Annotated in this window: 18 protein-coding genes; 10 read left to right on the forward strand and 8 right to left on the reverse strand. The window is 45.2% G+C overall.

The genetic code is table 11. The annotated features are described in order from the left end of the window. The first annotated feature begins 75 nt into the window (after positions 1-75). Entirely contained in the window at positions 76-1,407 is a 1,332-nt protein-coding gene (locus BVG16_RS06600) for a hemolysin family protein (protein WP_078497738.1), read from the forward strand. 79 nt (positions 1,408-1,486) lie between these two features. Here the strand turns inward: BVG16_RS06600 and BVG16_RS06605 are convergent, their stop codons facing one another. Together BVG16_RS06605 and BVG16_RS06610 are read right to left on the reverse strand one after the other, a co-directional pair. Then, on the reverse strand, positions 1,487-2,395 hold the full coding sequence (locus BVG16_RS06605; protein ID WP_078497739.1) for an ROK family protein: 909 nt from the start codon (positions 2,393-2,395) through the stop codon (positions 1,487-1,489). 51 nt (positions 2,396-2,446) lie between these two features. Next, entirely contained in the window at positions 2,447-3,457 is a 1,011-nt protein-coding gene (locus BVG16_RS06610; protein WP_078497740.1) for a LacI family DNA-binding transcriptional regulator, read from the reverse strand. Between the two features lie 343 nt (positions 3,458-3,800). Between BVG16_RS06610 and BVG16_RS06615 the strand changes: the two genes are divergently transcribed. The 8 genes from BVG16_RS06615 (at position 3,801) to BVG16_RS06650 (ending at position 14,227) form a co-directional block, all read left to right on the forward strand. Next, on the forward strand, positions 3,801-5,114 hold the full coding sequence (locus BVG16_RS06615) for an ABC transporter substrate-binding protein (protein WP_078497741.1): 1,314 nt from the start codon (positions 3,801-3,803) through the stop codon (positions 5,112-5,114). A gap of 2 nt (positions 5,115-5,116) precedes the next feature. Then, complete coding sequence (locus tag BVG16_RS06620; RefSeq protein WP_233146933.1) at positions 5,117-5,995, forward strand: carbohydrate ABC transporter permease; 879 nt, start codon at positions 5,117-5,119, stop codon at positions 5,993-5,995. Further along, positions 5,982-6,821 (forward strand): carbohydrate ABC transporter permease, encoded by an 840-nt coding sequence (locus BVG16_RS06625; RefSeq protein WP_078497743.1) that lies wholly within the window; start codon positions 5,982-5,984, stop codon positions 6,819-6,821. The genes BVG16_RS06620 and BVG16_RS06625 overlap by 14 nt, the downstream gene beginning before the upstream one ends. Before the next feature lie 23 nt (positions 6,822-6,844). Continuing rightward, positions 6,845-8,485 carry a glycoside hydrolase family 13 protein gene (locus BVG16_RS06630; protein ID WP_078497744.1) on the forward strand — a complete coding sequence of 547 codons (1,641 nt, stop codon included), beginning with the start codon at positions 6,845-6,847 and terminating at the stop codon, positions 8,483-8,485. A 35-nt stretch (positions 8,486-8,520) separates the two neighbouring features. Then, entirely contained in the window at positions 8,521-9,465 is a 945-nt protein-coding gene (locus BVG16_RS06635) for an MTP-1 family protein (protein ID WP_078497745.1), read from the forward strand. A 35-nt stretch (positions 9,466-9,500) separates the two neighbouring features. After that, positions 9,501-10,562 carry a BtaManbiosPhlase gene (locus tag BVG16_RS06640; protein ID WP_078497746.1) on the forward strand — a complete coding sequence of 354 codons (1,062 nt, stop codon included), beginning with the start codon at positions 9,501-9,503 and terminating at the stop codon, positions 10,560-10,562. 70 nt (positions 10,563-10,632) lie between these two features. Next, positions 10,633-13,212, forward strand: a complete 2,580-nt coding sequence (locus tag BVG16_RS06645; RefSeq protein ID WP_078497980.1) for a beta-mannosidase — start codon at positions 10,633-10,635, stop codon at positions 13,210-13,212. Between the two features lies 1 nt (position 13,213). Next, entirely contained in the window at positions 13,214-14,227 is a 1,014-nt protein-coding gene (locus tag BVG16_RS06650; RefSeq protein WP_078497747.1) for a zinc-dependent alcohol dehydrogenase family protein, read from the forward strand. A gap of 164 nt (positions 14,228-14,391) precedes the next feature. Here the strand turns inward: BVG16_RS06650 and BVG16_RS06655 are convergent, their stop codons facing one another. The 6 genes from BVG16_RS06655 to BVG16_RS06680 form a co-directional block, all read right to left on the reverse strand. Then, positions 14,392-15,297, reverse strand: a complete 906-nt coding sequence (locus BVG16_RS06655; protein ID WP_158081633.1) for a nucleoside hydrolase — start codon at positions 15,295-15,297, stop codon at positions 14,392-14,394. Between the two features lie 49 nt (positions 15,298-15,346). Then, positions 15,347-16,372 carry an adenosine deaminase gene (gene add, locus BVG16_RS06660; protein WP_078497749.1) on the reverse strand — a complete coding sequence of 342 codons (1,026 nt, stop codon included), beginning with the start codon at positions 16,370-16,372 and terminating at the stop codon, positions 15,347-15,349. Continuing rightward, complete coding sequence (locus BVG16_RS06665; protein ID WP_198957427.1) at positions 16,369-17,322, reverse strand: ABC transporter permease; 954 nt, start codon at positions 17,320-17,322, stop codon at positions 16,369-16,371. Before BVG16_RS06665 ends, add begins: the two co-directional genes overlap by 4 nt. Continuing rightward, positions 17,315-18,364 (reverse strand): ABC transporter permease, encoded by a 1,050-nt coding sequence (locus BVG16_RS06670; RefSeq protein ID WP_078497750.1) that lies wholly within the window; start codon positions 18,362-18,364, stop codon positions 17,315-17,317. Before BVG16_RS06670 ends, BVG16_RS06665 begins: the two co-directional genes overlap by 8 nt. Then, the gene (locus BVG16_RS06675; RefSeq protein WP_078497751.1) at positions 18,357-19,913 is read right to left on the reverse strand and encodes an ABC transporter ATP-binding protein; all 1,557 of its coding nucleotides are present in this window, start codon (positions 19,911-19,913) and stop codon (positions 18,357-18,359) included. The genes BVG16_RS06670 and BVG16_RS06675 overlap by 8 nt, the downstream gene beginning before the upstream one ends. An 86-nt stretch (positions 19,914-19,999) precedes the next feature. Continuing rightward, complete coding sequence (locus BVG16_RS06680) at positions 20,000-21,112, reverse strand: BMP family ABC transporter substrate-binding protein (protein ID WP_078497752.1); 1,113 nt, start codon at positions 21,110-21,112, stop codon at positions 20,000-20,002. A gap of 176 nt (positions 21,113-21,288) precedes the next feature. On the opposite strand from BVG16_RS06680, the gene BVG16_RS06685 reads away from it, so the two are divergent. Then, the gene (locus BVG16_RS06685; RefSeq protein ID WP_078497753.1) at positions 21,289-22,041 is read left to right on the forward strand and encodes a helix-turn-helix transcriptional regulator; all 753 of its coding nucleotides are present in this window, start codon (positions 21,289-21,291) and stop codon (positions 22,039-22,041) included. The last annotated feature ends 73 nt before the right edge of the window (positions 22,042-22,114 follow it).

The raw sequence follows: 22,114 nt of genomic DNA on the forward strand, positions 1-22,114 counted from the left end.
TAAAATTAAAGGAGGTGTACCTATTCGCCTTCAGCTCGCTTTAGTTCATGCAGCGAGGGGGAGTAGGAAGGAAGAATGGATGACCCACTGCCGAGTTTGTTAAACTTATTTTTTGTTTTTGTATTGGTATTTTTAAATGGTTTTTTTGTAGCCGCGGAATTTGCGATGGTGAAAGTGCGGGGCAGCCGCATCGATACACTCGTCCAAGAAGGGAATAAGAAAGCTAAATTCGCCCAAAGCGTCGTGAACCATTTAGATGCCTACTTATCGGCATGTCAATTAGGAATTACACTTGCTTCGCTAGGATTAGGTTGGTTAGGAGAGCCTGCGATTGCGCAGTTGCTAAAACCCGTGTTCGAATCGTTTGGCATGGGAGAGGTTCTGATTCATACCATTTCGTTTATTATTGCATTCGTAGTGATTACAATTTTACACATCGTGCTAGGTGAATTGGCACCGAAGACGATGGCGATTCGTAAAGCAGAGAATGTTACGCTGTTAGCTGCACCGGTTCTTATGGTATTTTATAAAATCATGTACCCATTCATTTGGGCATTAAATGGACTTGCGAACAAACTCCTTCGCGTATTTGGAATTGCGCCAGCTTCGGAGCATGATTCGGCTCATACGGAAGAAGAGATTCGCATCTTGATGAAAGAAAGTAATCGCAGCGGTCTGATTGATAATACAGAGATGACGCTTGTTGATAATATATTTGAATTTGCTGAGACCACAGCGCGGGAAATCATGATTCCGAGAACGGAAATGATTTGTCTGTATACCCATTTGACGCAAGAAGAGAACAAAGCTATTGCGTTAGAAGAAATGCGTACACGTTACCCGGTGTGTGAACAAGATAAAGACCATATTATTGGATTCATTCATATTAAAGATTTGTTGAAATCGCAAGATTTAACCGATACGAAATCGATTATACGTTCTATTACTTCGGTGCCTGAGTCTATGCAGATTAGTGCGCTTCTGAAATTAATGCAGAAGAATAAGACGCAAATTGCCATTTTGATTGATGAGTATGGTGGAACATCCGGTCTTGTGACGTTGGAAGATATCATGGAAGAAATCGTTGGTGAAATCCAGGATGAATTCGATGAAGAACGTCCTGTCATTGAGAAGAGAGACGAGAATACGTATTCTTTAGACGGATTACTATTAATTGATGAAGTCAATGATAAATTCGGTTTAGAAATTGAAACGGAAGATTATGATACGATTGGCGGCTGGTTGTATGCACAAATTGAAATTCCTCCGCAAAAGGGATTATCCATTATGCATGGCGACTTCGAGTTTATCGTTGAAGATACAGATAATTTGCGTGTCTCCCGCATTAAGTTAATTAAGTTAAAACGGGAGTTGGTTACAGAAGCTGAGTCTTTAGAAGCGGTATAATGTATATCATACACATCTAACACAAAGGAGTGCATCATCTTTAAAGACGATGCACTCCTTTTTTGTATTCGTTCATTTGTTATTCGCTAAAACCTTGAATAATTGCGGATATACCAGCAAAGGTACTATGGGAGCCATTCTCAGCAATATGAAATTGTGGAGCGCGTTCTTTCAGGTAATCACGTGTACTTGGGAGGAAGAGGTCGCCTGCTTTGGCAATTTGTCCACCTAAGATGATCAATTCCGGCTGAAATTCATCCACATAACGTTCAAGGACTTCTCCTAACATGGTTCCGAACTGATGGAAGACGGCGATAGATGCTTTATCTTTCTGTTCTCTGGCTGCATCTGCGATATCACGTACATCCCATCTCGTGGGAACACCAGCTTCTTCAGCGATCTTAAGAATACCGCGTTTGGAGATGTAATCATCGATAATGCTCTCACGATAGGCATGATCGTAGATTTCTTTATTCTTAATCGCAACGCCATGGTCGATAAATACGGCACCAGTTCCCGTCCCGATCGTGATACATAGCGATTTGTCGACTTGCTTCGCCGGGCCTGTGAACCACTGACCAACCCCGAATAAACGGGCATCATTATCAAAAATGATCCGGTAGTTGGGTTCCATCCGAGGCCGTAATTGTGCATCTTCTTCTAGGCGCTCTCGAACCGCATCCATGATACTAACGCCATATAAGGCATCAAATTTGGATTGTCCTTGAATGTAACTGATCCCATGCTCGTAATCACATGGAGCTGGATAAGCAAACCCGATTCCAGCAAAGGTATGCTGCTTGTCCGTTATTTTGCTAGCCTGCTTCTGGATTAGCTGATAGAAGTAATCGAGAAGAAAAGCCCGGCTTTGATTGGAATAAGCGGGGTACGTCTCTACCGTTGATTCAATAACTTGACCGTCCTTCGTCGTAACGGCCGCTTTGATTGCTGTTCCACCCACGTCAAATACGATGGAATAGGGATTCATCTGTACAACACATCCTTGTCTTCATGAAGTAAAATATGCAAGATTTTATGATCATGCTTTGGGTTGTTGCGTGGACTCCCGAAGGATCAAATTGGACCTTAAGAGAATTTCCACATAGGGCTCTTCGGGATGATGGATACGCCAGAAGAGTTGTTCGACGGCTTTACGCCCGAAGTAAGATAGATCTACATCCATCGTTGTCGTCATCGGCGTCGTGATACGTGACAATTGTCCATTATCGAAGCTGACAATGGATACATCTAGGGGAATATGATAACCTAGCTTGTTCAATACGGAATTGATAAAGAATCCAAACCCATCATTGACGCAGAACCATGCCGTGGGTTGCGTGTCCAATCCTTGAATCGCATCGTAGACATAATCCATTTCTTCCTTAGCACGATCAAATACCCATACGGGATTGTATTCAATTCCAGCCTGGTACAGGGCCAGACGGTAACCGTCTAAGCGCTCGTAATAACTAGGAGAGAATGGAATATTGCCGATAAAGCCGATTTGGGTGTGTCCTAAATCAATTAAATGCTGCACTGCTAAATAAGCGGCATAGCGATTATTGGTGAGGATACTGTCCGCTTGGATACCGGGATAGTGATGATCAATTAACACCGTGGGAATCCCGGTCTCGGTCACTGCTTGGATATAAGGATCGGTAATATGGGATAGAATCAAGATCCCATCTACAGATTGATCCGTTAATATCGGAGGCAGAATCAAATGATCCGCAGCATGCTTGTCAATGGATTGAATAACCATTCGTTTATTTCGCTTCGCGGCTTCCTTCTCAATGCTTAGATAAATTTCTCCGAAAAAGTTACGCTGGGAAAAAGCGAATTCCGATGCCAAAATGACAAAGGTTCCAGCGTCCTCTTCTGTGTTTTTGCGCCCTCGCGAATAGATGTAGCCCATCTCTTCCGCTGCATCGATAATTAATTTCCTCGTTTCCTCACTTACACCGTCTTTACCGGAAAGAGCCTGTGAAACAGAGTTCTTCGATATGTTTAATCGATCGGCGATATCTTGCATCGTTATTTTCACTTTCATGCGAAGATACGTCCTTTCTAATAGTAGTTCAATGCATGATTTTCCCCGCTATTTCTCATAATACTAAAGATTATGCTGCAAAACCATCATTACAATACGTTGATTATAACAATATAATAACGTTACAAAATGATTTAGTAAAGTTGGGAGATGGTATTAATAATTGTGTCTTTTACATGAAAAGATAAAAACAAGGTTGACAATTCGCCCGAAAAGCTTAATAATTACACTTGTAACGCTTACAAAACGTAAACAAACATTAGTTTGTAACGTTACAAATTCGCATCAAAGAATTACAAATGCATGCATGAGAGTGCATCGACATCTAGGGAGGTTTTATTTCATGAAAAAGAAGCTTTCGGTATTACTTGCATTTACGCTTGTATTCACGATTCTTGCAGGTTGTGGAGCGAAGAGCAGTAATTCAGGTACTTCAGCAGATGGAGTAACAACAATTGAGTTCTGGGCATCACCTAACCCACCTCAACAAGCTTATTGGCAGAGAATTGCTAAAGAATATGAGGCAGTGAACTCTAAAGTTAAAATTAACGTAAGCGCGATCAAGGAATCTCCAACTTCAGAAGCAAGTATCCAAGCAGCCATTGCAGGCGGAAGCGCACCAACGATGACTGAAAATATTAGCCGTGGTTTTGCAGCGCAGCTTGCGAACAGTAAAGCGTTAGTTCCGATGGATACGTTAGATGGTTTCAATGATATTGTGACGAAACGTAACATGACCAAAACGATTGAACCTTGGAAATTTGCGGACGGCCATCAATATGTACTTCCAATCTACTCCAATGCGATGTTGTTCGGATGGAGAACGGATATCTTGAAAGAAGCTGGTGTGAACGAAGTTCCAAGAACATACAGCGAAGTGATCGAAGCAACAAAGAAATTAAAAGCCAAATTCCCGGATAAATATCTGTGGGCGAAACCAGACTTGGCCGATCCAACATCTTGGAAAAGATGGTTCGACTTCTTTATGTTGTATGATGCAGCTTCAGACGGTAACAAGTTTATTGAAGGAACAAAATTTGTCGGCGATGAAAAAGCAGGCGTAGAAGTTCTTACTTTCGTGGATAACCTACGCAAGGAAAAAGGGCTATTGACTCAGAACGTAACGGAACCATTCGAAAATGGAGTGGGCGTCTTTACAGATATTGGCCCTTGGACATTCAACATGTGGGCTGAGAAATATCCAGAACTTCAGTACAAGAAGAACTATGAAGTAACCTTGCCTCCTGTTCCAGACGGTATGGATCCAGCGAATGCAAAAACATTTGCGGATGCGAAAGGACTTGTTATTTATGCATCAGCAAGCCCTGAACAACAAAAAGCTGCCATGGAATTCATCAAATGGGTATACTCGGATGACAAACACGATGTAGATTTCTTCCAAGAAACGAATTTGCCTCCGGCACGTGATGATGTAGGTACGAATGAAGTGTTTAAACCTGTATTTGATAAAACGCCTGTATTGCAAGAATATGCAAAAGCAATCCCAAGTGCAGTTCCGCCAATGGACAATCCGAAATTCAACGAATTACAAACTATGATTGGCCAAGAAGCATTCAACAAGATCGTTCGTGGTGAGATTGATCCAAAAACAGGTTGGGATAAGATGAAGAAGGCGATTGAAGGGGAACTTCAATAATGATTGACAAACACAATAATCGGTTGGGCTGGCTCTTTACCAGCCCCTACCTTGTTTTCTCGACCGTATTCTTCTTAGGGCCGCTCATCTGGTCCCTATACTTGTCCTTCACGAACTGGGACTTAATTTCACCAACCTATGATTTTGTAGGATTTAAGAACTTTACCAAAGCTTTAGGCACACCGGGAGTGCAAGCGGCGTTTTGGGTAACATATAAATTCATGATCGTATTTGTTCCGCTTGTCACAATCTTGTCGCTTCTAGTCGCGGTGGTTGTAAAGGGACTGCCTAAATTTAAATCCGTGTTTCTTATTGGATTCTTCTTACCCTATCTATCATCAGGGGTTGTTGCTTCCCTGATTGTTAAAGGGTTTTTATCACATACAAGCCCTGTCCAGACGTTCTTGCGGGAACGATTAGGACTTGATATCGATTGGCTGGGCGGATCCTTCTCGGCATTGTTCGTCGTTGCGTTAATCATTGCTTGGAAATTTACCGGCTACTATGCCCTAATCCTTACTTCTGGTCTAGAAAGTATTGATCAAGAAGTGTATGAAGCTGCAGCGATTGATGGCGTGAAAGATAGCCAGAAGTTCTGGAAAATTACATTGCCGTTGCTTTACCCTGCGATCTATACGACATTAATTTTGTCCTTTGGGGCAACGTTCGGGATCTTCACTGAGGTGTACCAATTAACAGGCGGTGGACCGAACTATGCAACGAATACCTGGCAAATGGAAATATACAGCCAAGCCTTTAAAAACCTGCAGGCAGGTTATGCATCCGCTATCGCGATTTTGGCCGCTGTCGTAACATTTGTGTCCATCTTCGTGATCAGAAAACTATTAGAAATGTGGGGTAAGCGCAATGGTTGGGTCTAAAGCAAACAACAAGTTACGGTTGTCGATCCGCTACATTTTTGCGATCGTACTGCTCGTGATTATGGTTTTCCCCTATTTATACATGGTATTGAACTCGCTTGCCGATTGGTCGCAGGTAGATCGGAAATTGATACCGACGAAGTTAACGCTGCGCTCTTATCAATGGCTCTTTACGGGTGGCGAGACAGGGATCACAAGACCATGGATTCATGCCTTCTTTAACAGTGTATTCGTATCGTTAGTTTCTACAGCGTTGATGATGCTGTTCGGGATCATGGTTGCTTATGCCTTAGCGAAGCTGAAATTCCGCGGAAGAGATACAATCAACAATTTTGTATTGTTCCACATGTTCTTCCCGGCGATTATTCTAATCATTCCTAACTTTTTGATCATTCAAAAAGTGGGACTGTTCGATACGTATTGGGCGCTTATTATTCCGAAAGCCATGAGCTTATGGGGAATCTTCATGTACACGAACTTCTTTAAGGCGGTACCAACCGTGTTCATTGAAGCAGCGAAGCTGGATGGTGCATCAGACTTCAAGATTCTATACAAAATTATGATGCCAATGTCGAAGTCCATTACAACCGTTGTCTTCTTGTTCCTCCTTATGGAACGTTGGACAGAGCTCCTCTGGGATATGATCGTCGTACGGAGTGACGGGATGCTGACGTTGAACGTCTTGCTATCGCAGATGTTCGGTCCGTATCAGTCGTATCCAGGTCCGATGTATGCCGGGGCGGTTATGCTCACCTTGCCGATTATTATCTTGTTCATTATTTTCGGTAAGAAGTTCCAAGAAGGTATGCAATTTAACTTGAAATAGGCCTGCATGGGAGGGGATATCGAATGGTTAAGCCGTGGTGGAAACAGACGGTATTCTATGAAGTGTATATGCCAAGCTTCAGTGATGGCAATGGGGATGGGATCGGTGATTTCATCGGTCTTACCTCAAAGTTAGATTATTTACAAGATCTTGGGGTGCGAGGGATCTGGTTAACGCCGTTCTATACGTCGCCAAAAGTAGATAATGGATATGACATTGCAGATTATTGCCAAGTAGACCCTGATTTTGGAACTATGGATGATTTCGAACGTTTTATCCGGGAAGCGAAGGTGCGAGGGATTCATGTGATCGCGGATCTGGTTTTGAATCATACGTCTTCAGAGCATGCATGGTTCAAGGAATCTAGGGTCTCCAGGACGAATCCGAAGCGGGATTGGTATATTTGGAAGGATGCCGTCGATGGCGGTGTGCCGAATAACTGGGAGTCCTTTTTTGGCGGAACGGCCTGGGAATGGGATGCAGCGACAGAACAGTATTACTATCATGGCTTTGCGAAAGAACAGGTCGATTTGAACTGGGCGAATCCAGAAGTCAATGAAGCGATGAAGGAGGTAATGGCATTTTGGCTGGACAAAGGTGTGAACGGCTTCCGGCTAGATGTCATCAACTTCTTGTCCGTATCCAATCAATTCCCGGATAACCCGATGGATGAAGCAACCGGTGAACAGAAGCATGTAAATGACCAGGATCAAGATGGAATTCTAGAGGTCATCCAAGAAATCAGCGAGTTTGTTCATGCACGCAGCGGAATGTTCATGGTGGGTGAGGTCGGCTCCGAAGATATGAACCTGCTGAAGCATTATAGCGGTGACGGGAAATTGGATGTAGTCTTTAATTTCAATCTCGGAAGTCAGAAGGAATTTAGTCCGGAGAACTTGTTCGCCGAGTTGGAGACGATGGAGCGGGTACACCGTGAGGATCAGATTCCGACATTATTTTTCGGCAGTCATGATATGGCTCGTGTCATTTCACGTTTTGGCGAAGGCGATATGGAGATCGACACAAAGCGGGCTCGCCTCATGGCGACGTTGGCCCTCACCGCCAAAGGGGTGCCTTTCTTATATTTCGGCGAAGAGATCGGTATGCGGAATTTCGTAGCTCATCGACTCGAAGATATGCGGGATGTTCAAGGATTAAATGCCTATGACATCGCTGTGAACCACGGGAAGACGCCAGCGGAGGCACTGGAAATCGCAAATGCGAAGGGACGGGATGCTTCCCGCTCTCCGATGCAATGGAATGCAGGTCCCCATGGCGGGTTTACCACAGGAACACCTTGGATTGGTATGGGTCCGAATTATCAGCAATGGAACGTGGAGTCCGAATGGAGTCAACCGGATTCGCTGCTTCATTATTATAAAAGGCTTCTGCATTTGCGCAATACACTGGAAGTATTTCAGTTCGGAGATTATACCGTATTGGAACGCAGAGGCAATCTTATTTTATATGTAAGAACATGGAAAGAAACGAATAGCAGTGCGCTTGTCGCCTTAAATTATGACAAACAGAGCGTACAGATCGATCCTAGAGCGTTGTTAGGCGGGGAAGCTACTTGTTTATTATCCAGTTGTCGAGAAACGGTGAATGGGATAGATTCGGTCAACTTGCTGCCGAATGAGGCCGTAATATGGATGCGTGTATAACGTGACCATTGATGAAAAGAGAGGATGAAATCGCAATGAAACTAAGTAAATCCGCCGTCAAAACATGTGAGCAACTCCTTATGGAATACGCCATGAAAGATGCTGCCGTAACGGATGTAGCGAAATTAATATTCACAGGTGTTGGCGACAAAGATGTCTATAACATTACCGCACTCTTCGAAGATGAGAAGGATTGGGTGATTGCAGGACGGGTTGAATCTCGTGACAGCGAACATTCAGATGTCGTATTTTTCGTCGAGCGTGACGGCGTATGGGTTCCACGTGAAGGAGCCCCTACCCTAGAACTTCAAGATCCGTTCTTTACGAAAATCAACGGCGAGTTGATCGTTGGGGGCGTGCAAATTTATCCGCACCCGACAAAGGCGGAGGGTTTGATGTGGCGTACAGTATTCTATCGTGGGAAGAACATCGCCAACTTGGAGTTGTTCTTCACAGGTCCAGACGGCATGAAAGACTTGCGGCTTGTAGACTTGAAGGATGGCGTCGGCGTGCTGACTCGTCCGCAAGGGGATAAAGGCGGACGCGGCAAAATCGGCTTTACCCGCATTGCATCCTTGGATGAGCTATCCATTCCATTGATCGAAGAAACACCGCTGCTGGAAGGGCAATTCATTGATGCGGAGTGGGGCGGCGCGAATGAAGCTCATTTGTTGAAGAACGGTCTTCTCGGTGTCCTTGGACATATTGCATCGTTTGATGATGCAGGGGATCGTCACTATTACCCGATGGTATTTGCGATTGATCCTGCGACAGGTGTATATTCGGATATTCAATTAATCGCTGTACGTAATCAATTCTTGCCAGGCGTAGCGAAACGCGCTGATTTGGAGGATGTCGTATTTAGCGGTGGGCTTGTTCGCCATAAAGACGGTACGGCTCACTTATATGCTGGAATCAGCGATGCGGAAGCACAACGTGCGACAATTCCTGATCCGTTTGCTCCATTTGAAATCTTATAAATATGAAATCCATTGTTTAGGAGAGTTATTACAATATGAAAATCTATCGTTATGAACAAAATCCACTGATTACACCAGCTGACGTGAAGCCGTATCACGATAACTTCGAAGTGATTGGCGCGTTTAATGCCGGTATCGCGAGCTATAATGGCGAAGTATTGATGTTTCTTCGTGTAGCTGAACGTCCAATCAGCAAGGATCCGAAAATTGTGAAAGCCCCGGTTTTCAATCCGGAGATAAATGAATTAGAGATCATTGACCTGAGCACGGATGATGAGCGTTTTGACTTCTCGGATCCACGTGTGATCAAGAATAAATCCGAAAGTGCAACGTTCCAGTATTTGACTTCATTATCGTATATTCGAATTGCACGCAGTAAGGATGGACATCACTTCACGGTGGATGAGAAACCATTTGTATATCCTACAAATTCGTTAGAGACATTCGGTGTGGAAGATCCTCGCGTAACCCAAATTGGAGATACGTACTATGTGTATTTCTCTGCCGTATCCCCTGTGGGTGTAGGTGAATCGATGGTATCGACCAAAGATTTCGTGAATGTAACTCATCACGGTATGATCTTCGGACCCGATAATAAAGACGTGTTGATTTTCCCAGAGAAAATTAACGGCAAATATTATGCTTTGCACCGTCCAACGACGAAGAGCACAGGAAATCCTGAAATGTGGATCGCTGAATCAGATAACTTATTATACTGGGGGAACCACAAGCATTTGATCGGATTGCGTGACGGCATGTGGGACAGTGGTCGTATCGGCGGGGGCGCAGTGCCTTTCAAAACGGAAAAAGGTTGGTTGGAGCTGTACCATGGCGCAACGCTGGATCATCGTTATTGCATGGGTGCGGTCTTGCTAGACCTGAACGATCCTTCAAAAGTGATTGCACGCTCCAATGCACCGATCATGGAGCCGGAAGCTGAGTACGAGAAGAACGGTTTCTTCGGTGATGTCGTGTTCTCCTGCGGTGCGCTCGTGGAAGGCGACGTTGTCAAAATGTACTATGGCGTTGCGGATACATCGATGGCTTGCGCAGAACTTAGCGTACAAGAAATTTTAGATAGCTTAGTTTACGTATAAAACAGGGACGTCAAAACCGAAACCGGTTTTGGCGTCTTTCATTTTAGGAGCGATGATGAAGAGAATGAATATTAAATTAACCGAAAATTGGAAGCTGCGTGATTTTCATGTTGGGGAAGCCCGAGATCTTGAAGTTGCATCGCCTGATTTCATTGATTACTTTTGGATGACAACGACGGTGCCTGGTGATATCCATACCACGCTGCGTGAGAAAGGGATCATTGAGGATCCGTTTTTTGGCCACCAAGATCAGAAATGCCGTTGGGTGGAGGAAAAGGTTTGGTGGTATCGGACGGTCTTTTCATTCGATGCTGATCTGGAGCCGGGAGAGAAGATGGAGCTTAAGTTCGAAGGGCTGGATACCTTCGCAACCATCTATCTGAATGGCGTGGAGCTCGGGTCGACGGATAATATGTTCATCAGCCATTCTTTCGATGTAACCCGTGAGTTAAATAAGGGGAAAAATACGCTTGCGGTGAAATTTGATCCTGTTCATGTACATGCGGGAGATAAAATTCAATATTATTGGTCGGGCTTTAGCAAGAAACGAATTTGGACGCGTAAAGCGCAAAGTCATTTTGGGTGGGACTGGGGTCCGCGCCTTGTCTGCGCAGGAATCTGGAAAGATGTGTATTTGATGAAACGGCGTCACGCGCATATAGACAGCGTGTTTGCTCGCACCACCTCCATACAGGATCAAGTCGGTGTTGTGGATGTGGATTTATGCGCGCATGCCTTTGATCGCGGGGCTTCGTATTCGGCGCGTGTGGAGCTCTTAGAGGGCGCAGAGAGCGTTGCGGAAGCCAATGTGCCTTTAGATCGCTTCGGGGGTGTAATGGTTGACGGCGCGATTACAGCGCGGACGTTGCATAACTCCGTTACCTTGAAGGTAGCAGATCCGAAGTTATGGTGGACCCATGATCTAGGAACCCCTTTCTTATATCATCTACGCGTGACGTTATTTGCGGATGGGGAGCAAATTGATACGTATGAGCAGCCGTTTGGCATTCGCACGATCGAATTAATGCAGCGGGATGAAGAGGGACGTCATGCCTTTACGTTTGTGTTGAACGGTGTTAAAGTGTTCGCTAAAGGTGCCAATTGGATTCCTATCGACAGCTTTATTGCGACCGTGCCGGACAGCCGGTACACGCATCTTCTTCAAATGGCCAAAGATGCCAACATGAATATGATGCGTGCGTGGGGCGGCGGCATTTATGAACGGGATATTTTCTTTGATGAATGTGATCGGCTAGGGATTTTAGTCTGGCAGGACTTCATGTTCGCTTGTGCATTGTACCCGGATTATAACCGTAATTTCATGAACAATGTGCACCGTGAAATTGAGCAGATTGTAAAACGTCTTCGCAGTCGTACATGCCTTGCGCTATGGTGTGGGAATAACGAAAATGATTGGTTGTATGAGGCCCTATACTCTAGTGGCGAGATCACACATCCTTTTTATGGGGAAAAAATATATCACGAGCTCATGCCCGCGGTTCTCGAGCAATTAGATCCAACGCGAACGTTCTGGCCTAGCTCGCCTTTTGGCGGGAATGACCATAATTCGCGTGATGTGGGCGATACGCATAACTGGCAGGTCTGGCATGGAAATAATGAGCCGCGCCACTTTGGTGAACCACAGACCCAAGATTATAGTGTTGAAGGGATCTCGTTCAAACGATTCAAGACCGATTTCACGAAATTCGCCAGTGAATTCGGGATGCATGCCGCTTCCAATCGATATACCTTAGCGAAGAACATGCCGGATAACCAATTCTATTGGGGCAGCGATGAAATGAAGTATCGCAACAAAGATGTCCATTACCCTAAGGGAATTCTACTAATGGAAGGTTATACGGGGGTTCCGAAGGATATCGATGAATATATTCAATTCTCGATGCTGACGCAGGCTGAGGGGTTAAGGTATGGCATTGAGCATTACCGGCGCAATAAACCGGATACGAGCGGGGCTCTATTCTGGCAATTTAATGACTGCTGGCCGGGCACAAGTTGGTCTGTAATTGACTATTACGGCTTACCCAAGGCGAGCTATCACTATGCGCGTAAATTTTTCGCACCGGTGCTCTTAAGTGTGGATCATGATCCGAACCAACCGCTACGCCTTTGGGCTGTCAATGACCGGCGTGAGGCTTATCAGGATCAGGTGGAGTTGATCCTTTATCTGATGGATGGTACGGTCGTGTTTCAGCGCGAATTCGATGTGTTCGTGGAAGAGAACGGAAAAGTGAATTTTGCCACGCTTCCGGAAGTAGAGGTGCTGCAGCAGCATAATCCGCGTGACGTTGTCGCCGTGCTTCGCTCGAAGAATCGAGTGACAGAAGATTATGTATTCTATTTGCGGGATCACAAGTATATGGATTATCAACCGGCACATATCCAAGTCTCTGTGGATGAGGCGAAAGGACTGATCTGCTTGCTATCGGATCGTGTTGCACGGATGGTGATGATTGAACTAGATGCCCCTTGGGTGGTCATGGATGATAATTTCTTTGATCTTATCCCAGGGGAGGAGAAGATAGTTCGTGTTCAACACGTGGACGCTGAGGGGCTACCTTGGGAGACGTTACGTGTAACGGCGATGAATGATGCAGGATTGCAGGATTTTGGAATCAAGGAGATGAGCTAAGATGAAGGCGGCTGTATTTCAAGGGAATAAGCATATTGAGTTTACGGATTGGAAGGTTCCAGCTGTTGGCCCCAATGAAGTGAAGCTGCGTGTGAAAGGCTGCGGGATTTGCGGGACAGATCAGCATATTTATCATGGGTTTCCAGGGTCTGCAGAGGTGACACCTCCGATCGTATTAGGGCATGAACTCGCGGGTGAAGTGGTCGCTGTGGGGGATGAGGTTACGAACTTGCAAGTAGGAGATCGAGTATCCGTGGACCCGAACATCTATTGCGGGAACTGTTATTTCTGCCGGAACGGCAAAGTACATTTATGTGATAACTTGCAAGCGGTTGGGGTGACCCGTGATGGTGGCATGGGTGAGTATTGCGTTGCACCGGCAGCGAACTGTTATTTGCTGCCTGATGAGTTGAGCTGGATTGAGGGAGCCATGATTGAGCCTTTAGGTTGTGTGCTTCACGGATTTAAGAAATTAGATATTCGTCCGACACACCAAGTTCTTATTATCGGCGGCGGCTTTATTGGCCAATTGTTCCTGCAGCTCGTCAAGGCAGCGGGCGTGAAAGGAATTATAGTTAGTGAGCCGGAAGCATTCAAACATGATCGATTAGTCGAATTAGGTGCAGATGAAGCGGTATCTCCTGCGGCTGAAGGTGTGATGGATGCTCTTCGCCATCAGTTTGATATTGTCATTGAATGCGTTGGCCGTGCGGACTCGATGGAGTTGGCTGTGAAGGCATCGCGTAAGGGAGGACAAGTATTAATGTTCGGCGTGGCTTCCCCGGATACGTTCATTCAAGTCTCACCGTTCGAGATTTTTACCAAAGAGCTGCGAATTATGGGTTCTTTCATTAATCCTTATACCCATGAGGAAGCGATTGCGCTGATTGAGAAGGGGATCGTTCAGGTTGAGCCGTTAATTAGTCATCGCTTCTCGTTAACAGATATACCGACAATTATGGAACAGTATCCAACATTGCGCGTATCTAAAGGGGTTATTGTGCACGATAGTTAGTCTGTGCACGCCCATTATCGATAAGAACAAAAGACGACTACTCATCCTGTAAAAGGGATAGTGTCGTCTTTTTGCATTATAGCACTTTTCTTAATAATTGCTCCACATCAGTGTTCGACGGCATGCCGCTCTGTGCACCGAACTTTGTAACAGCAAGTGCATCGTCATGATCCTTTTAACAAACGGCTCATTAACATGCTGACCATTCGATCTGCATCCACATCCAAGCATACCGCTACATTCGTTGGCTCCGCAAGGGTAGCCAGTGTTTGCCCTGTCTTAGGCCGATGATCGTATTCGATCTGAACATGCATGTTCTTCGTCGTAACGAGGCTGCGGTCTAACAGTAACGATACCGTGAGTGGATCATGCATAAAAGTATGTTGTTCTTGGACAAAATCAAACCAATGTTTCATCATGTCCGCAAGTTTCAGATTAAGCGGGTCATTGGACTGTAGAAGTTGCCTTCGTTCCTGTTCCGTAATTTGAACCTTTAAGGTCACATCGAGCCCAACCATCACAATAGGTGCCCCACTGTTGAATACGACGGACGCGGCTTCCGGGTCACAGACGATATTATGCTCTGCAATACGCATATCTGTTCCATTATCGCCGAGTCGAGTAACTCCTCCCATCAGGACGATTTCCTTGACATGTTGGGCGATGCGGGGCTCGCGAATCAGGCTTGCGGCAATGTTTGTTAATGGTCCGATCGGAATCAGTGTTATCTCGCCGGGGTTATTCATTACCGTATCAATAATGAAATCAATCGCATGTCGGCTGTCATAGGTTAGTTCTTCCGCCGGTTCGATGAGTCCTACGCCTTCATGGCCCGCCATCCAAATGGGACGATTACGGAGCAAGGGATCGTTCAACCCCGCAAAGACGGGAATGTCCGTCCGATTTGCCAGTTTCAGCATTTTGCTAACCATTCTGGCACGAAGATGTGTGTCGCCGTACACTGTAGTAATTCCCTCTAATTTCAATTCTGGCGAGCGCAAAGCGAGAGCGATCGCCATCGCATCATCAATGTCGCTTCCAATATCGGTATCAATAATTACGCGGTTCATTGGTTTCATTCCTCTCCCTGGATGATTACCTAGTCATTCACCACTTATATTATTCAGCGAAGTGGTTTCGCAGTAATGCTGCTTTGATCTCGTCTTCCACAAATGAGGCTTTAATAGCGAGCGTATTCATTTTCATGAAATCACGAGGTTCAAATCCGAAATTGTTCGCTAATCGCCCATATTCCAGATTTAATGTTGTATTGGAAACTGTCGCATTATCGGTATTGACGGTAACGGCGATACCTTCATCATAGTACCTCCGAATCGGATGCAAGCTCCGATCTGCTGCCGCCTTCGTCTGTATATTGCTGCTGAAGCACATTTCTAGTGTTGTTTGACTCTCTCGAACGTGCGACAAGAGATCTTGATTCTGCTCAAGTCGAACGCCATGTCCAATTCTTTGCGCGTGAAGTGCAAAGATGGCATCTCGAATGCTATCAGCACCAGCAGCTTCACCTGCATGGATCGTGATGGGAATGCCTGCGAGATGAGCAGCTTCAAAGACAGATTTATGAAGAATAGCAGGGTAGCCTGCTTCATCTCCCGCCAGATCAATGCCGACGACACCTTTGCGATAGAACATTTTGGCCAGTTCGAGCACTTGCTCATTCATAGAGACAGGGTGATTGCGCAGGCAAATGAGAATGAGCCGAGAGATTGTCCCGCATTGCGCTTCCCCGCGCTGCATCCCTTTCAATACCGCCGTCACGATGGCTTCTAAGGTTAATCCTTGCTCCACATGCAGCTGGGGAGCAAAACGAATCTCGATATATTTCACATTGGTGTTCGCGGCGTCTTCTACGGCCTCAAATGCGATACGTTCGAGATTTGCTGCGGTTTGCATGAGCGAGATGGGCAGCTGAAATTTCTCTAGATAGGATGTGAGACTGTTACAGCTATCTTGAACTTGAATGAGTTGGAGAAATTGCTCCTCATCTTTCGGAAGCGGAATGTCGGCTTCAGTTGCTAAGGCACGAACGGTAGAAGGTCGAAGTCCGCCATCTAAGTGATAATGCAGCTCTACTTTAGGTAATTGCTCGAATGCTTGCCCAGGTTCGATTGGCAGTTTCGTCATGAAGATTTGGTCTCCTTTAGCTTGGCTTTTGTCAGCTTTCTTTTTTTCTTTTTCGATTCTGAAATCGCATAGACCATAAGCGCGATGACAGTCACAATGTACGGAGTTGTCCCAATTAGCTCTGCAGGCAGCTTCAGAATTTGAAGTGCATTCGCTAGTGCATCGGCAGCTCCGAAGAGTAAGGCAGATAAGAAGGTACCGATGGTTGTACTGCGGCCCACAGCTTCCGCTGCAATGCCGATCCAGCCCCTTCCGGCAGTCATATCCCTCGTAAATAGCGACAAGTAGCCCATGGACATATACGCACCGCCTAATGATGCGAAGAATCCACTAATTAACAGCGAGATAAATTGAATGCGGTTGACTTTTACACCGACGGATTGAGCAGCTTTTGGATTCTCACCCACGGCTCGAATTTGCAAGCCTAAAGGTGTTTTGGCGAGCAAATAATAAAGACCTGCAACGGCAACTAGAGATACATAAGTAAGTACATTATGTCCAGACAGAATCGGCCCTAACACCGGAATATCTTGAATCAGCGGAATATGCAGATTCGGTAGGACGCCGCTTTTCAAGGAGGTGGAAGCCCCTTTATCTCCGCTGACCAAGTACAGAATAAAGACCGTTCCACCGGATGCAAACATATTGACCGCAATACCGCCTAAGATGATATGCGTTTTGAATTTTAGTGTAAAAAAGCCTAGAAGAGCTGCAATGATAACGCCAGATAGGACCGCACATAACAAACCGACCCAAGCACTGCCAGAATATGCGCTTGTGATGACACCGGTTAAAGCGGCTACAAGCATTGTTCCTTCCAAGCCGATGTTGACGATGCCTGCTTTGTTCGAGATCAAAGCGCCTAACGCAGCGAATAAGATCGGCGTCATCACACGAAGGACCGAGAATGCAAAGTCTGTTGAGAATAGCAGATGCATAAAGTTATTCACGAATGCCAGCCTCCTTCAGCAACATCCGAGTTTTCCAGAATTTCAAGAATTGCTCCGCTGAAATGAGTAGAATAATAACGGCTTGAATAATGGAGATCATCTCCGATGGGACGTCGGATAGAATAGACATCTGGTTGGCACCTATTCGGATATAAGCTAAGAATAACGCAGCACCAATAACCGACAACGGATTATTCTTAGCAAGCAGGGCAACTAAAGCGCCATCTAGGCCGTAACCAGGTAAGGCGGTCCATTGAAAGCGCGTATACATGCCGAGTACCTCGACCGAACCGCCCATACCCGCCAAGAAACCAGCGATAAGATGCACGATAATAATGACTTTGGTGGTATTAATCCCGGAATACTCCGCAAAAGAGCGGTTTGAGCCTGTCATACGCAGCTCGTATCCCCATTTGGTTCTATATACAAAGTAATGCACAACAATAATACTAATAATGACAAGAATGAGCCCAGTATGAATGCGTGTCCCCGGAATTAGATTATGCAGCAGCGCTGAAGGCTGCATTTTGTAGGATGAGTTTGCAAAGGCTTGCGGGTCCCGCAATTTATAGTTCAAGAAATATAAACCGATTCCGAACAGGATACTATTGAACATCAACGACGTAACGAGCTCGTTCACATTCCACTTGGCCTTAAGTATACCTGGAATGGCAGACAGTAAAGCACCCGTGATTGCCCCTGCCAGGATGGCTAGAATTGGATGGAACCAAGCGCTCATGGTGACATGAATCGCAATGGTTGAGGCCACGATACCTGCGAAATAAAAAATGCCCTCCGCACCTAAATTAAACATATTCGTTCGAAAGAGGAGTACAACAGACAGCCCCGTGAACATTAACGGAATAGCCATTTCCACAACATTGCCAATATGGGAAACGGATGATATCGGCTCGAATAAGAACACAGCTATGGTATACAATGGATTGTCGCTGACAAAGGCAATAATGACAAACGTAAGAAGCAGGGAAATAAGAATAACGGCTAACGTCCGTATTTTCTCGAAGTGTTTCGCTTTAAACATGAATTGCCCTCCTAATTTGATCCTCGTTATGCCGTTTGAGCCCCAGCATGGCGAATCCTAAATCCTCTTCCTTGACTTGCTTTGCATCCGGGAAGTAAGCCGCGAATTGCCCATTATACATGACAAGCAGGCTGTCACTAACTTCAAGAATTTCATTTAAATCAGCAGATAGGAGAAGAATTGCACATCCTTCTTGGCGCATCTCAAGCAATCGTTGATGAATCAACTGTGCAGCGCCCACATCAACGCCTCGCGTAGGCTGCTCGGCGATGAGCAGCTTGGGTTTATCGTCGCATTCTCTGGCCACGACGATCTTCTGCATATTGCCTCCTGAGAGCATGCCAATAAGCTGCTCGGGTCCGCTGCACCGAACCTTATAACGCTTAATTTGTTCTTCGGAGAATTCTGTTATCTTTTTCTTGTTCAGGAAGAGGCCTTTGTTCCATGCTTTAAATCGATAGAATCTAGAAATGAGATTATCTGAAATGCTTGCATCTGCAGCGGTCCCTTGGTGCATACGGTCTTCAGGAATGTAAGACATGCCAAGGTCGCGAATTTCTTTCATCGTATGGCCCTGTAGGCGATGTTCACCGATAGCAACATGTCCTGTGAAGTCAGAAATCTGTCCAGTGAGTGCTTTGATAAGCTCTGCTTGTCCATTGCCCTCGACGCCTGCAATACCTACAATTTCACCTTCACGAATGGTAAAGCTGATATTGTTCAACAGTGGTTTGGCATCAGACTCGGCATAGGATACATGCTCTACTCGAAGCACAGGAGAGCCGGGCTGATGATTGGTTTTGTCATATTTCAGGATTACGTCTCTACCGACCATAAGCCTAGAAATTTCTTGCTCTGTAACATCAGCAACTTGAAATACACCTTCTGTTTTTCCGGCACGCATAATCGTAATACGATCACAGATTTCCTTTACCTCTTTCAGCTTATGGGAGATAAACACAATCGTGTGACCTTCGCGCTTGAGGCCGAGCAGCTCACGGAATAATTCTTCCGTCTCTTGCGGCGTGAGGACAGCGGTAGGCTCGTCCAAGATAAGAATGTTTGCACCACGAATAAGCACCTTGAGGATTTCAACCTTCTGCTTCATACCGACGGATAAATCTTCAATCTTCGCCAACGGTTCGATAGCAAGATTGTATTTGGCAGATAGCTCTACCGTCATACGGACAGCATCTTTGTAGTCAATATTGAACCCTTTTATTGGTTCCATGCCGAGAATAATGTTATCCACGACTGAAAATGATGGGACGAGCATAAAGTGTTGATGTACCATGCCGATGCCATGATCAATGGCATCTTGAGGAGATTGGAATTTCACTTTCTTTCCATTTAAATAAATTTCGCCCTCACTAGGTTCTTCTAATCCGAATATCATTTTCATCAGGGTTGATTTGCCTGCGCCGTTCTCACCGACAATGGCATGAATTTCACCCTTTTCAAGAGAGAAGTTTACATTGGAATTAGCGAGAACCCCGTTCGAATAAATCTTCGTAACGTTGCGCATTTCAAGTAGTGGAGAAATCTCCATAGGATGTTATCTCCTTTCAATGATGTGTTTCTGAAAAATAGAAAAGGGGATGTTCCGAAACGGTCGGAATCCCCTTTGGAGGTAAATCAAGGTTTTACGGATTGGCGAATCTCATCGATCTTGGACGTGTCCATGCCCATCGCATTGCTGACTTTGATTTCTCCCGAGGCAAGTTTATTCTTCAGATCAGCGATCTGTGTGCGAATCTGTTCCGAAAGGACATTTTGATACACGTTATTCTCAGCAAGACCGACGCCATCTTCCTTGAGGCCTGCGATCTCAAGTTTACCCGTTGTTAGTGTGCCTGCTTGCATTTGTTTCACAGCATTAAAGATGACTTGGTCAATCTTTTTAATTGCAGATGTAACAATGAGATTTGCCTTCTCATCATCGGTTCCCTGCATCATAGCAGATTGATCAGAATCTACACCGATTGCATATTTCTTCTGATCTTTGGCTGCATCAAATACACCAAGACCCGTTCCGCCTGCTACATTGAAGATCACGTCAACGCCAGATTTATATTGCAGCAGGGAAAGCTCTTTGCCTTTACCTGGATTTGTAAAGTCACCTGCGTAAGAGATGGCTACCTTAATATCTGGGACAACGTATTTAGCTCCTTCAATATAGCCGACTAAGAAAGCATTGATACCCGGAATGTCCATGCCTCCAACAAAGCCAATTTCCTTCTCAGGGTTTGCGTGTGGCAGATTCGAAGTAGATAGGAGTGCTGCTGTTGCACCTGCTAGAAAAGAGATCTCGTTCGTAGCATAGGATACAGCATACACGTTGGATGCGACCTCGTTAATGTCTGTATCATAGTTGATAAACGTTTTTTTTTGATATTTTTCAGCTACGCTATTCATGAGCTCTGTAATTTGAGAGCCTCCAGAGATGATGACATCCCAATCCTGTGAGGCGATATCATTAAAGGTAGGTTCCCATTTGGTCTGATCTGTTCCCATCTCAATTACTTTTGTGTCTGCGCCTAGCTTTTGCTTGATTTCGTTCAATCCATTGTTAGCGGCATCGAAGAACGATTTATCTCCTAGTGTACCCGGAATGAGCAGAACAACCTTTAACGCGTCATTGGCGCCGTTGCTGGCGGTAGACTCATTGCCTCCAGATGAGGTATCTTTAGAGCAAGCGGTTACAAAAATGATCGTTAATACAATGAGCAGGCTCAGCGCTTTTTTCATCGATGTTACCTCGTTTCTGTTCAGTGGTATAGATTAACAGCTTCATCATTTAAGCTCGCGATACTTTAATGATTTGGCTATCAATGTACTATCATTATATCAAGAGTAATAGCGATAAATTATGCATTTTCGGTCAATATTATTATACGATCTGGCTATATTGGAGGTAAGTTTATATGGATTTCCTAGATTTCCTATTTTACACAAGGCGTAATAACGATCGATACATCCCTTATCATAGCCATGCATGTTATGAGCTCGTTTATTATTTCGGGGGTTCTGGTACAACTCGGATTGGTTCGAAGGAGTATCAGTTCTGGGACCGAATGGTAGCTTTAATTTCGCCGGGGACGATTCACGATGAGCGGCACAACGAGGGTGGGGAAGTACTCTTTATTGGCTTTCATAGCGATAATAGCTTTCTACACAATATGAATACTGTTATTCAAGATGACACTGACAATCACTTACAACAGCTCATTCTGCGAATGCATGAAGAATTCACGGGGAAGAAGCAGGGCTACGCCGAAATGCTGAATTTGATGACGGGTGAATTGGTGATTCATATTCAACGGTTGACCGACCGGCGCAAATCTGCAGAGTTGACGGGCGACCAATTGCAGTACATACGAAATTATATGGACGAACATTACAGGGGGAAGATTTCGATTGAATCCTTAGCTAGAATGTCAGGATATAGCTATGATCGTTTTCGTCATTTATTTAAAGAGACATATGGTCTCGCACCACTGCAGTATGTGTTCAGGAAGCGTATGGAGTATGCGAAGCTGATGTTGTATGAGACATCACTGCAGGTATCGGAGATTGCACTTACATCAGGCTTTTCAAGTGAAGCGCAATTCTGCACGATGTTTAAGCGCGAGACGGGTACAACAGCGAAGGCGTTCCGACGCCGTACGAATCGGTAGTCATCGCTTCTCGTTAACAGATATACCGGCAATTATGGAACAGTATCCAACATTGCGCGTATCTAAAGGGGTT

The sequence above is a fragment of the Paenibacillus selenitireducens genome (assembly GCF_002021565.1).
Taxonomy (GTDB): domain Bacteria; phylum Bacillota; class Bacilli; order Paenibacillales; family Paenibacillaceae; genus Paenibacillus_K; species Paenibacillus_K selenitireducens.

Coding starts and splice junctions, on each gene's coding strand:
- BVG16_RS06600 (WP_078497738.1), top strand. CDS start 76: ATGGATGACCCACTGCCGAGTTTGTTAAACTTATTTTTTGTTTTTGTA.
- BVG16_RS06605 (WP_078497739.1), bottom strand. CDS start 2,395: ATGAATCCCTATTCCATCGTATTTGACGTGGGTGGAACAGCAATCAAA.
- BVG16_RS06610 (WP_078497740.1), bottom strand. CDS start 3,457: ATGAAAGTGAAAATAACGATGCAAGATATCGCCGATCGATTAAACATA.
- BVG16_RS06615 (WP_078497741.1), top strand. CDS start 3,801: ATGAAAAAGAAGCTTTCGGTATTACTTGCATTTACGCTTGTATTCACG.
- BVG16_RS06625 (WP_078497743.1), top strand. CDS start 5,982: ATGGTTGGGTCTAAAGCAAACAACAAGTTACGGTTGTCGATCCGCTAC.
- BVG16_RS06630 (WP_078497744.1), top strand. CDS start 6,845: ATGGTTAAGCCGTGGTGGAAACAGACGGTATTCTATGAAGTGTATATG.
- BVG16_RS06635 (WP_078497745.1), top strand. CDS start 8,521: ATGAAACTAAGTAAATCCGCCGTCAAAACATGTGAGCAACTCCTTATG.
- BVG16_RS06640 (WP_078497746.1), top strand. CDS start 9,501: ATGAAAATCTATCGTTATGAACAAAATCCACTGATTACACCAGCTGAC.
- BVG16_RS06650 (WP_078497747.1), top strand. CDS start 13,214: ATGAAGGCGGCTGTATTTCAAGGGAATAAGCATATTGAGTTTACGGAT.
- BVG16_RS06655 (WP_158081633.1), bottom strand. CDS start 15,297: ATGAACCGCGTAATTATTGATACCGATATTGGAAGCGACATTGATGAT.
- add (WP_078497749.1), bottom strand. CDS start 16,372: ATGACGAAACTGCCAATCGAACCTGGGCAAGCATTCGAGCAATTACCT.
- BVG16_RS06670 (WP_078497750.1), bottom strand. CDS start 18,364: ATGTTTAAAGCGAAACACTTCGAGAAAATACGGACGTTAGCCGTTATT.
- BVG16_RS06675 (WP_078497751.1), bottom strand. CDS start 19,913: ATGGAGATTTCTCCACTACTTGAAATGCGCAACGTTACGAAGATTTAT.
- BVG16_RS06680 (WP_078497752.1), bottom strand. CDS start 21,112: ATGAAAAAAGCGCTGAGCCTGCTCATTGTATTAACGATCATTTTTGTA.
- BVG16_RS06685 (WP_078497753.1), top strand. CDS start 21,289: ATGGATTTCCTAGATTTCCTATTTTACACAAGGCGTAATAACGATCGA.